At 67.4% G+C, this 11,014-nt stretch carries 10 protein-coding genes; 3 read left to right on the top strand and 7 right to left on the bottom strand.

The window, feature by feature from the left end:
• The first annotated feature begins 222 nt into the window (after positions 1 to 222).
• Positions 223 to 444, top strand: coding sequence for a hypothetical protein (locus ABZ471_RS39935; RefSeq protein ID WP_359073689.1), 222 nt, complete (start codon positions 223 to 225; stop codon positions 442 to 444).
• Positions 445 to 528: 84 nt separating this feature from the next.
• Here ABZ471_RS39935 and ABZ471_RS39930 read toward each other — a convergent pair whose 3' ends face one another.
• Positions 529 to 1,434 (bottom strand): recombinase family protein, encoded by a 906-nt coding sequence (locus tag ABZ471_RS39930; protein ID WP_359073687.1) that lies wholly within the window; start codon positions 1,432 to 1,434, stop codon positions 529 to 531.
• Between the two features lie 292 nt (positions 1,435 to 1,726).
• On the opposite strand from ABZ471_RS39930, the gene ABZ471_RS39925 reads away from it, so the two are divergent.
• Positions 1,727 to 2,131 carry a hypothetical protein gene (locus ABZ471_RS39925; protein WP_359073685.1) on the top strand — a complete coding sequence of 135 codons (405 nt, stop codon included), beginning with the start codon at positions 1,727 to 1,729 and terminating at the stop codon, positions 2,129 to 2,131.
• Between the two features lie 441 nt (positions 2,132 to 2,572).
• Here the strand turns inward: ABZ471_RS39925 and ABZ471_RS39920 are convergent, their stop codons facing one another.
• On the bottom strand, positions 2,573 to 3,085 hold the full coding sequence (locus tag ABZ471_RS39920) for a nuclear transport factor 2 family protein (RefSeq protein ID WP_359073684.1): 513 nt from the start codon (positions 3,083 to 3,085) through the stop codon (positions 2,573 to 2,575).
• Between the two features lie 568 nt (positions 3,086 to 3,653).
• Here ABZ471_RS39920 and ABZ471_RS39915 point away from each other — a divergent pair.
• On the top strand, positions 3,654 to 3,812 hold the full coding sequence (locus ABZ471_RS39915; RefSeq protein ID WP_359073680.1) for a hypothetical protein: 159 nt from the start codon (positions 3,654 to 3,656) through the stop codon (positions 3,810 to 3,812).
• Positions 3,813 to 3,926: 114 nt separating this feature from the next.
• Here ABZ471_RS39915 and ABZ471_RS39910 read toward each other — a convergent pair whose 3' ends face one another.
• The 5 genes from ABZ471_RS39910 to ABZ471_RS39890 all read right to left on the bottom strand — a co-directional run bounded on the left by ABZ471_RS39910 (position 3,927) and on the right by ABZ471_RS39890 (position 10,497).
• Positions 3,927 to 5,108, bottom strand: coding sequence for a YcaO-like family protein (locus tag ABZ471_RS39910; RefSeq protein ID WP_359073678.1), 1,182 nt, complete (start codon positions 5,106 to 5,108; stop codon positions 3,927 to 3,929).
• 87 nt (positions 5,109 to 5,195) lie between these two features.
• A complete protein-coding gene (locus tag ABZ471_RS39905; RefSeq protein WP_359073676.1) occupies positions 5,196 to 5,330 on the bottom strand; it encodes a hypothetical protein in 135 nt (44 codons plus the stop codon).
• A 164-nt stretch (positions 5,331 to 5,494) separates the two neighbouring features.
• Positions 5,495 to 8,707, bottom strand: coding sequence for a Tn3 family transposase (locus tag ABZ471_RS39900; protein ID WP_359073674.1), 3,213 nt, complete (start codon positions 8,705 to 8,707; stop codon positions 5,495 to 5,497).
• Between the two features lie 199 nt (positions 8,708 to 8,906).
• On the bottom strand, positions 8,907 to 9,410 hold the full coding sequence (locus tag ABZ471_RS39895) for a hypothetical protein (protein WP_359073673.1): 504 nt from the start codon (positions 9,408 to 9,410) through the stop codon (positions 8,907 to 8,909).
• A 28-nt stretch (positions 9,411 to 9,438) separates the two neighbouring features.
• Positions 9,439 to 10,497, bottom strand: a complete 1,059-nt coding sequence (locus ABZ471_RS39890) for a NucA/NucB deoxyribonuclease domain-containing protein (RefSeq protein WP_359073672.1) — start codon at positions 10,495 to 10,497, stop codon at positions 9,439 to 9,441.
• Between the last annotated feature and the right edge of the window lie 517 nt (positions 10,498 to 11,014).

The following is an 11,014-nucleotide window of genomic DNA, read 5'->3' as shown; positions in this document are numbered from 1 at the left end:
CCATCCGCATACCTCATACACCACGGAATACAGACAACACTCCAGGCCCATCAGCGACTTCGAGAGAGATCACCCTAAAGAGCCGAAGTCAGTAAGGGCTCACCCAGGTACTGGTGAGGGTCGATCGTGGGCGATAGGGGCCCGCGTGCCGACGTCACCCCGAAGCGGGCGACGCCGATACGGTCGTCACGTATCACCGCTGAGAGCAAAGAGGAGATCCACGTGCCTGTTGACCCGAGCGACCCGGAAACCTTTCAGGAAGAAGACGACGATGCGGCGGAGCTCTCTGAGGAAGCACCCGAGGGGAACGCCGCCGAGCAGCACACCGACGTCCGCCAGGACCACGACGACCCGCTGACCCGTGTCGACCCGGGGGCTGCCAACGAAGCTGACGCCGTCGAGCAGGCCCGGGTTGTTGCGCTGGACGAGGACGACTACCGGTAGTTCGTGCAGCTCACGGGCTGGATGGAACATCGGTACAGGGGGATCGCCGAGATAAGCCCCAAGGGGCCACGGGATGATCTTGGTTTACCTGTCGAGGGTGCTGACGCGGTTCTCGTACTCGCGGCGGGCCTTGCGCTGGGCGGGGATCGCCCCGACGCCGTCGAGGACCTGGCAGCGGTCGAGGAGTTGGCGGTGGACCGCGGGCTCGGCGGTGACGCGGAGGGTGTAGCCGGTGCCGCGTCGTACGGCCTGACCGTGGTCGAGTGCGGCCCGCTCGACGCCGTCCAGCTCGGCGGTGCGGAGGAAGTCGGCGACCTTGCCGGGCATGTCGAGGGTGATGGGCAGCTCCGGAGCCGGTGCGGGGGCGTCAGCGACGTGCTCGGGCAGGAGGTCGGCGACGGCGGTACGTACGGCGCCGCGGCTGACGTCGTGCTCACGGGCGAGGGCGGCGATGGAGCGGCCGTCGAGGTAGGCGGTGCGTACGCGGGTGACCGTCTGACCCGCCAGGGCGGGGCGGCGTCCGCCCTTGTTGCCTTTGGCCTCGGCGGCGCGCAGGCCGTCGTAGGTCAATTCCCGTTGGAGGTCGCGCTGGAGTTCGCCGGCGGCGGCGAGAGTCTGGAGTATGAACTTCACGGTGGACAGCAGCTCCCCGGTGCGCGGATGGCGGGCGGTGAGGTCCATGGCGGAGAACGCGCCGTCGTGGATGCGCAGGGCGAGCTGGTCGCGGTGCAGGACTTCGAGCACGTCGAGGATGTGCTGGTTGCCGCGGACGAGGCGGAACATCTCGGAGATGTGCACGGTGTCGCCCGGCCGCGCGTACGTCAGCAGCTCGCCGAACGTCGGGCGCTGGAGCGGGTGGAGGCGGCTGGAGGTGCCCGCCTCTTCCTCGAACACCCGGGGGTCTTCGATCCCGGCCTCGGCGAGGACCAGGTCCTGCCGGGCGGTGGACTGCTGGTCGGTCGACACCCTCTTGTAGACGAGATTGGCCACGCTGTTCCCTGTCCTGTGCCATCGGAGGTTGATTGCGTGCCAACGCACCTTGAGTGGACGCGAGTTTGTGTCATCGAAGGTTGATTGCGCTGGTCAGGAACCCGGACGGGTCGGCTTGGCCGCCCGGGCCAGTGCGTGAAGACTGCGGTCCAAGACGGATTGGCGATGGACAGCGGTGCTCTTGCTCGTACGGGTGAAACGGAGCGGCGGCAAGGTTGTCACCACCGCGACGACGGTAGGCAGCCAAGAATGGCCGAAGGGGCCGAGACCTCGAAAGGGAGATCTAGGGAACATGTCTTCACTGCTGCTGGTCGGCCGGGCTCGTCAGCTGTCGCGGATGTCGGCAGTTCTCGCCCTGAGTGCGTCCGCCGTGTTCGGCACGAGCGTGACGCAGGCGTCCGCCGACACACAGCTCACGATCAATACACCCAGCAACGCAGTGGTCTGCCAGCCTCAGCTGCTCACGTGGTCGGGCGGGCAGGCTCCGTACGAGCTGACGGTTCAGCCCGGCGCGGATCCCAACGGACAACCCTTGCGGGACCTCGGCCAGCAGGACGGAACCCAGTACAACTGGACAGTCGACATTGCTGCGGGGACGCAGGTGGGCCTGACCCTGCGAGACAGCACAGGCACGGTAGCCCAAAGCGCCCCGTTCACCATCAATCCCGGCCCTGACAACAGCTGCGTCCGCACATGATTCGGTTGCCGCAGTGCGGGCGAGCCGGGACAGCTGTTGCCCTTCGGTGGCTGCTGGCCTGGAAGCCCCTAAGGCCCGGACGCCAAGGGTGACCAAACTTCGCTGACACTGATCAAGGTTCGCTGTCACAGAACATTCCCCGCTTCTGTCGGCGCATCGGACCTGGGTGTCATCTAACCCTGTCGTCAGCCGCCATCGGATCTCATTGGATCCGAGTCGCTGTCAGGCCCCGGAATCACTGGGTTCATTGGACGCCCGCTACTCCTGTCGTCATTCGATCGTTTGACGACAGGGGTGAGCGGCCAGGTGAACCCGGCTGAGGACCGTTTACGGTGAAACGGCGAGCGCCCGCGGCCACTTCGATTGGCTGCGGGCGCTCTTCGTGTACTGGTCAGTCCGCGTCGACTCGGCGGGCTGTGGCGTCGTCCTGGGGTGAGGCGGTCAATACATTGCGGGGACGTCGTCGTGGTCGATGCGAGGATCACCTGCTGGACGGAACGACGTGTGGTTGATCTCGCGGCATATCTTCCCGCCCCGCATCTCGAAGAGCGTGAGTTTGCGTATAGACAGCTCGGTGCCGACGGGGAAGTCCAGCTGAGGAATGCTGTCGCTGATGACGGTGGCTCGCATCAAGCTCTCGTTGATTACCCACTGGTCGGTGGCAAAGCGCCGTAAGACTGTCTCCGACCGGACGGAGAGCGACGTCCCGAGTTGCTGGTACGCCGTCCTGATGTCGTTATGGGTGCGCAGCACCTGTCCTCGACTGGGTTCCTCCCAGACGATGTCGTCCGCGTAGAGGTCTATGACGCCATCGAGGTCGTCTTTGCGCTCCCTGTCGAGATGCTGGAGCGCGACCTGAAGGTTTCCCGCGATCACGTCCTGCTGCTCGTCGGCTTCTCCTGGTTTCGTGGCAGTGGTCATTTCCGCCCTCTCGGTCAGAACCGTCGCTTCCATCCACGATTTGTCATTGACGTGGAACCGGCAAGGAGGCGACTCGGCCACACCGCGTTACAAGATCGACAGGTGGCGTGCGGCGGGTCTGCTGCACGTCGACGGCCATCCAGCATGCCGGTGCGAGCAGCGGTGTTCAGGTGATGGTCGATTAATCACCAGGTCACGGTGGCGTGGGGCACGCGTGGAGCCGGTCCACGGCCGAGAGGGCGATCACAACAGCGGAAAGGCGACGATGCGCGCCACCGGGCCCTGCAGGTACGGCGCCGAAGCGCCGTACCGCAGCGCGGCCCGACCGGTCACAGCGCCGCCTTTCGGCGGGGGGATCCACGTCTACGGGACGGTGTAGGTCACCACCACGCAGCCATCCATCCCCTTCACGCCGTCTCCTGCATCCTGGTGACTGTCGATGCCAGTCATGGGGTTAGGGACGTTTTTGGCGCCGTAACCGCCGTCGAGGCCGGAGCGCGCGATGGCGCGGCACTCGTCGAAGCTCTTCGGGCTCTCCGCACCACGACCTGGCGCTCCGGGGTTGTTTGGCCAGCACCGACACCCCCGGCAGCAGCACCCGGTGATCCCCGGCCCCCACCGACTCAAGGGCGGTGCCCTGCTGCTCGGCGCCGAGGAACCAGCCCTGCCCGGACCGTTCGGCACCTCGATCGGCGAGCACGACCAGGAGCCAGACGAGCCCGAGACGGCAGAGGCGGACGAAGCCGAGCTGTGGTGCTGACGCCGGAGCGGGCGCTCAACCTGTGCTCGCGGAGCGTCACGATAGCTACAGAGAGCTACTTGTCACTTCGCCGTAGCTTCGGAGCACAGTCGGCCGCCATCGCGTGATGTTCCCTCATGTCAGTGTGGTCCCTCGGGGGCCGGGTACGACGAGAGCTCCTTTGACCACGGCGAAGAAGCGTTCCAGGCCGGGCACCACGACGTGGACGGCGCACACCCCCTCGGGCATCGCCGCCACTGTGCGCCGGTAGGCGCTCAGGTCGTGCTGTGCAAGGCAGGCGAGCAGAGCGTCGAGCGGTTCCTCGGGCTCCTGGGCCGGGAGGGCGTCCTCGAACCGTGCGCGGCGAGCACGCCGCAACGGGCCAGTGAGGTCGAACACGGCGCAGCGGTGCAGCGCCGGATACGGCTCAAGGAGGCCGAGCTGGACCGGTTCGGGTGGTGTGCGACGTCGAACGAGGGCCGATTCCAGCAGTTCGAGCAGTGCGCCCGTCACCGCCTGGCGCATGCTCAGGCCCGCCGCCTGTCCTCGTAGATAGCCGCCGCCAGTCGGCTGCGGCGGCCGGTAGGCGAGGACGGTCGGCACGCCCAGGTCACTGGTCGCGTCGACCAGGTGCACCACGCCTTCGGCTTCCTGCTCTGCCGTATGGTGGAGCGCGGTGAGGTCTCCGGGCAGGCTGCGGACATCGAAGACCGTCGGTGGCCGGCCCGCGAGGAGCGTGTGGATCGTCGTCAGCGAGCACGAGTCGCGCTCGATGGTTTCCAGCAGTGCGTGAACGGTGGCGTCCCGATCCGAAGGAGCCAGCCCATAGCCGGAATTGACGCTGTAGCGCGACAGCGCCTGGTAGTCGGCCCGGTCACCCACCGCATCCCGAAGCTTTTGTCCCTCCGGGCCGGCGTACCAGGGAGCTCCCAGGTAGAGCGGGATGCGAGCCTCGCGCTGCGGTTCGTTCAGGCCCTGGTAAACGTGGCAGGCGAGTTTAGTACCACCGAGCGCTGTGAGCAGCGGTGCGCTGGCATCGGTGGCCAGCGCACCGGCCGCCAGCCGATCCGCGCGGCACAGAAGAACAGCCCCGGGAGCCAGGCTCATCGGGCCGGTCACCAGCCGTTCCAGAGCCTCGCCCAAAGCGCGCTCGCGGGCCGCTGCCGCGTTGTTGCCTTTGCCGACGCCGACCCCATCCGGCACGGGCGCGCCCGCGCCGTTCAGCAGCGTGCAGGCCCACACGGAAGCCGCCCCGCCGACGCCGGCCAGTGGCCGCCACTGGGGCCGCAACCCCAGACGCGATGCCGCACGCTCCACGACCGAGTCTGTCGGCGAGGGGGCGTCGGCACCGAGCCGGCACACAGCCGCACGAGCGGGTGCGACCTTCTCCACCTCGAAGTCGCCCTATGCGTCGGGGTCCTGCACCAGTGTCTCGGCCGGGTCCTGCTCCAGATCGGCCGCGACCGCCGCCTCTGCGCTCGTCAGCAGCGTGCCCTCCGGCTGCCGCACCACCGCCATGTCCGCCAGGCTGTCACCCATCACACACTCCTTCAGCCATGTTCCGACGTCCCGGCCCGGGACCGGGCCCACTGCCTCCCACCGTAGCCATGAGCCGCCCCACGCCCCAGGGCGTACATCGGGCGCGCAGAAGCAGAACCTCGATACCGTTCCTGCCACGGCACCGTGATCCGGGAGCAGGCGGGTCACGCCGCCTGACCGTAACCGTCCGGTGCAGGCGGGCCATCGCCACGCAGCAGGCTGAAGTCGACGTCCAGGTGCGGGTTATACGCCTCGGGTACGAGGCCGAGTTCGTGGGTGGAGTATTCACCGAAGCGGCGGATGTGCTCGGTCAGGTACGGCGAGATGTGGGCCAGGTCCTCGGGGTCGATGGCATAGCCCTCTTCCTGGAGCTGGCGCACGATCTCGGCGATGTCCAGAGCGTTGTGGAAGATGACCGCGTTCGTGAGCAGGGCGTTGAATTTCGCGGTCTTCTCCTGCTCGACGGGGTCGTTGTCGGTGATGACGCCGCCGTTGCCGAAGCCGATCCACTGGGAGAAGCCGTTGAACGCCTCGACCTTGTTCGTCGCGGCGGTCACCCGCCGGCGCAGTGGGGCGTCCGAGAGGTAGCGCAGCAGCTGGACGGTGCGGATGACGCGGCCGACCTCGCGGAAGGCGGTGTAGGTGGCGTTCTTGCGTGAGCCGGCGCGTAGGCGCCGCAGCAGCAGGGTGGAGGAGATGGCGCCCTCGCGCACGGAGACGGCCACCCGCATCAGGTGCCGGAACTGGGACTCGATCAGGTCGAAGTCGATGACGTTTCGGCCGCTCTCCGCGAACAGGGCGTCGATGTGCACGTACTCGGTCCGCTTCGTGGGCCAGTAGAAGGTCAGATCCTTCCAGTTCCTGATCCTGGGCATGAGGTCGAAGCCCAGCAGGTGGGCGAGCGCGAAGACCGGGAACGACTGGCCCTGCGTATCCGCGTGCACCGTGGTCGGCTTCACCTCGGACGTGTTCTTCAGCAGGCCCTCGATGATGTAGACGGCCTCCCACACCCCGCACGGGATGAAGTGCGTGAACAGCGCAATATAGGTGTCCGAGATGTGGTGGTAGGCGATGCCGCCGGGCTTGCCGTACCGCACGCTCGTCTCGGACAGCAGGTTGTTGAGGTAGGTGTCCATGTGGGTGCCGTCGGCGGCGACCGCGGAGCCGTCGCCCCATGCCTGCGAGATGTCCAGGCGGGCATGTGCGTTGACCAGGTCGGCGATCGCCTCGTTCAAGGTCGGGATGGAGAAGTGGCGGTTCGCGGCCAGCGACAGCTCGTGCCCGCTCACGCCGGGGATGTGGCGGGCGGCCTCGTAGGGGCCCATGTTGGTGCCCTTGACGAAGGTGGTGATGACGTACCGGCCGAAGGGGTCCTTCAGCTTCGGCTCGTTGCCGGAGGCCGGGCCGAAGCGGCGCCACCACTCCGCCCAGTACGCCGTGCGGGAGATGATCCCGATCAGGGAACGCTCCGGCATCCGCGCCTTGATCTCCTGCTCCAGTGCCTTCGCAGAGGCCCGCTGGCCCTCGGAGCGGTGGGCCTTGAGGGAGGGGATGCTGGTATCCGGGTCGATGACCAGGCCCTCGTTGTCCGGGTACCCGGCATCCGCCATCGCGGCGGCCGCGGTGAGCTTGTCCTCCAGCTGTCGCCGGAAGGAGACCGCGTCGTACGACGGCGCGTCGCCGGGCTCGGCGAGACCGACCTCCACCAGGTAGTCGCCCAGCTTCTCCTCGACGTCCTCCCACAGCAGGAGCTGCTCGCTCCAGTCGGCGTACTCCTCGGAGCCGGCCACCGCGACGTCCCCGGTCCGCAGTTCCTCGGCGAGCGCGGTGAACACCATGGCCTCGAAGTGCTTGCGCACGAAAGCGCCGGGCCGGTTCTTGTCCCGTACGGCCTTCTGCCAGTTCAGCGTGGCGAACGAGATGTCGACCGGGCGGCCGTCCTCGTGCCGTTCGGGGATGAAGTCGCGCAGGTTCTTGTGGCGGCGGGCGTGCGCGAGCGCGTCCAGGACGCGGCTGTCCTCGGAGGTGGCCCGCAGCTCCAGGCGGCTGGTCAGGTCGTACATCGTGGAGCGGTCCTTGAGCAGGTGCCCGTACAGCAGCACCTCCCAGTAGTTGCCGTGATGGGCAGCGACCTTCTCGATCTGCTCGTACTGACCCTCGAACCCGCCGAAGTCGTCCACCGCCGCCGCGGGCACGCCCAGGGCGCCGGCCTGCACGCGCAGGGCCTTCGCCATGGTGTGCAGGGCGGGTGCGAGTCCGTCGCCGAGCCCCGCGGCGACAGTGTCGGGGGAGGCGTCCTGGTCGAGTTCTCCGACCGCCGTCAGGATCCCGGCGGTCAGCGCGGCTGCCTTCTCGCGGGCCGCCTGGACGGGACTGTCGGCGTCGATGTGCTGGAGCACCGTGCGGTAGTTCCCGATCAACGCCTCGACGATGGCCTGCTGTTGCTCCCGGATCTGCTCCAGCTCAGCCTTGGCCCGCTTGACCTGCAACGCGATCCGCTTGCAGAACATCGTGGTCAGGTCGTCCCGGGCCCGCATCCGGGCCCTGTGGACCAGGCACACCAGCAGCGAGAGCCGCTTCACCACGTTGTAGTCCCGCAGCCCCGGCGCGTCCGCGGCGTCCGCCTCTCCGGCGAAGTCCGCGATCTTCCCCGAAGCGACGCCGGCCAGCCACAACCCGGTCTCGCCCAGCCCGTCCACCCACCCAAGGTGCTCGGCCTGTGCGCGGAAGTGCGACCACGTCGGGGCCTTCGCCGACTGCTTCAGCCTGTTGCACTTCGTGGTGCCGGACTCGTCCTTCTCCGACAGCAGCGCCAGCAGCCGCTCGCGGTGCGCTTCGCTGAGCTGGTCGTAGATGCCCATGCAGATCCCGGCGTTGACCTCGGTGCGGACCTTCGCCGCGAGCGCGTCCAGCGTGGTGAAGCCCGGCAGTTCCAGCCCGGCCTCGACCACCTTCTCCAGCGCGATGTTGATCAGATCGGCCGGACGGTTCTTCGACACGGCTTCACTCCGCATCACCGCCTCGGCGATCTTCCGGGCCTTCGCCTTGTCGTACGACAGGCCCGTCCGCTGGCGAACGGCGGTCCGCTGCCGCTCCGCCGTACGGTTCGCAGCCTTCGCCACCGTGCCCTCCGGCAGGTCCACCGCGCGGCGCACGAAGTCGACCACGGTCTCCGGGATCTCATCCAGCTTCGGGAAGCACCCCATGCGCTGATACGACTTCAGCGCGAGCAGCTGGGCCAGGAGGTGCTCGTCGCAGTCGGTACGGGCCGCAGCCCACTCGACCTCGTCACGGCTCGGCGCGAAGAACAGATGCAGCTCATGCGCGGTGATCAGCCGCTTGAACCGCGGATACGCGGTCCTCTCGATCGAGGTCACAACCCACCCCGCCCCAGACGAAACCCAACATCACCACCAACGACACTGAGCCGAACGGGTGACGGGATGCGGCGCCCAACAACCCAAGATCATCCCGTGGCGGGTTTCTGGCGTACCTGGGTCATGCCCCATTTTGAGCCGATGTGCCCGGGCACCTCACTGAGTGCGGTGCCCGGGCGGCAGCCGGCCGTTGCGTTGGTCAGCGGGCTCGGACGGATGCTCCGTAGGTGTCGGTCTGACGGAGCACCGCCGCGTCCTGCAATGGGGCCGGCCAGACCTGGACGAGGTACCACTCGGTGACCTCGTCCGGGGCGAGGTCGATGGCGGTGTCCCGGCCGCGGGCATGGATGCGTAGCCGGTACTCACCAGGACCGTCGAACGAGAGCACCGGCAGCTCCTCGTCCAGGTCGTCCATCAGACCGCGCACCATGAGCTCTCCCGACACCGAGTGCAGGGACACTTCGACGATCTCGTCCCATCCGTCGTTCCCAGGCTGGGGGGCATCGGTGTGCAGGGTGACGGTGACGTCGACGTCGCCGGTGTGGATGCCGGTGTGGACCGTGGCGATGCCGTCCTGCACCTCGATCAGCCCGTTGTGCTCGCGGGGCAGATCGGGGCCGGTGGGACCGTCCTCGTCGTTGATCTGGAACTGGTGGTACTGCACGGGCACAAGCCCACGCCCTTGCTCGGCCTGATCGCTCATGGCGTGTTCCCGGTTGATCGGAGACGGGTCAGGGCTTGATCCACACGAGGAACCTATCCTTCTCCAGGACCCGGTTGTAGAGGTAGAAGCGGCCAAGCGCCTTGCCGCCCTCCTCGTTCTGGGTGGCGTTGATCATGCGCCAGTTGAAGTGGCCGCCTCCGGTGGAGGCGCCCTGCCAGGTGGAGGCGAACGGGTACTCGTCGCACTGCTTGCCCGCGGGCCGGTGACGACTGGAGGGGCACGCCTTGTCCCGGTTCTGCCGGATCTTCGTCTTGTCGGTGAGGCGTGTCAGGTACTTCGTGGTGCCGTGCTTGCCCGGCAGGTACTTGGTGTTCTGCGCGTACTCGATGTGCTTGGCGAGCTCGGGGTATTCGCCGCGCTTGGCGTAGACCATCTCCGGGATGTACGGCATGACGCAGCCGATCTTGGAGGTGCCGGGCAGGGCGTTGTCGCACCGGACGGGCGGATGGCCCAGCGTGATGTCGTTCGTGGGTGCGGCCCACTTGGGGTTGGTGAACCTCCAGTGTGCCGTCCCCTGGCCCTCGCCCTTTTGTCCCTTGGGACTGGCCTTGATGGTGGTGTCGAAGAAGAACTGTCCGACAGCCTCCTTGTTGTTGCTCATCGCCTGGGAGGGGAATTTGCTCTCGGTGACCTTGCACTTGCCCGCGCAGGTGCCCTTCCCGTTCGCGCTGCTGCCCACGCCGTCGCCCGAGGCGCTCACCTGCAGGAGCTCGACCTGGTAGGCCCAGGCCTTGATGTCGCGCTTGCTGTAGGAGTAGCCGACGGCCAGGTAGTGCATCCTGCCGGTCACCCGGCCGGTGCGGACATCGTGCACGGTCACGTCGGCTTTGAAGACACCGCAGGCCTGGAACCGGTTGACGTACCAGGTGTTGTTGGCACCGTGGTCGTCACACCACTTTGGTGTCGGCCACGCGCTGATGGCTGCCCGGGGGTCAGCTGCGGCGGGCTCCGTTGCCCAGGAGACGCAGGCGACCGGCTTGCTGCCGCCGGCGTCACGGGCTGCCTTCAGCTGGGCGTCGCAGGCGGCCTTCGCCTGGGCCGCAGTCGTCTTCGGCGTAATGGCCACCGGGACAGGCGCGGTTGTCGAGTTACTCGTGGAGGCCTGCGCGGAGGTCAGCGATCCACTCAGTAGCCCGAGCGTTACCGCCCCAGCCGACAGCAGCATTCTGTATCTGAAACGCACGTATTGCTCCCCGTGTTGGTCGTTTTCGAGTGACGCCTGTGACAGGTCAGTCACTCGTGGTGATCACATCACGGGTTAAAGCGTCAAGACAGATACCCCTGAGACGAACTGGCGTTCTATATCGGCCAGTTCTTGAAGCGGGGCGCGCGGCTTGTTCTGATCCGGGCCATGCCCATCGCCGCCCGTCGGGCGAGGGGCACGGCTGTTCGTTCAACGGGCGAGGATGAAGGGTTGGCCGAGGGATGGCGCCAGACGTTCGGCGGCGACACCTCGTTGTCGAAGCAGCAGTTCCTCGCGGCCGCGACGAAGGACGGCAGCCGCAACGACGGCGTGCGCGGCGCAACTACGCGAACCTCACCGATGGATTGCGCGCATCGGTGGAGGGTGTGGGGCCGTGGTG

This window comes from Streptomyces sp. NPDC005728 (assembly GCF_040630895.1).
In the GTDB taxonomy this organism is placed as follows: Bacteria; Actinomycetota; Actinomycetes; order Streptomycetales; family Streptomycetaceae; genus Streptomyces.
The sequence above is the reverse complement of the archived record's forward strand: the minus strand, read 5'-3'. Positions and strand labels throughout refer to the sequence as shown.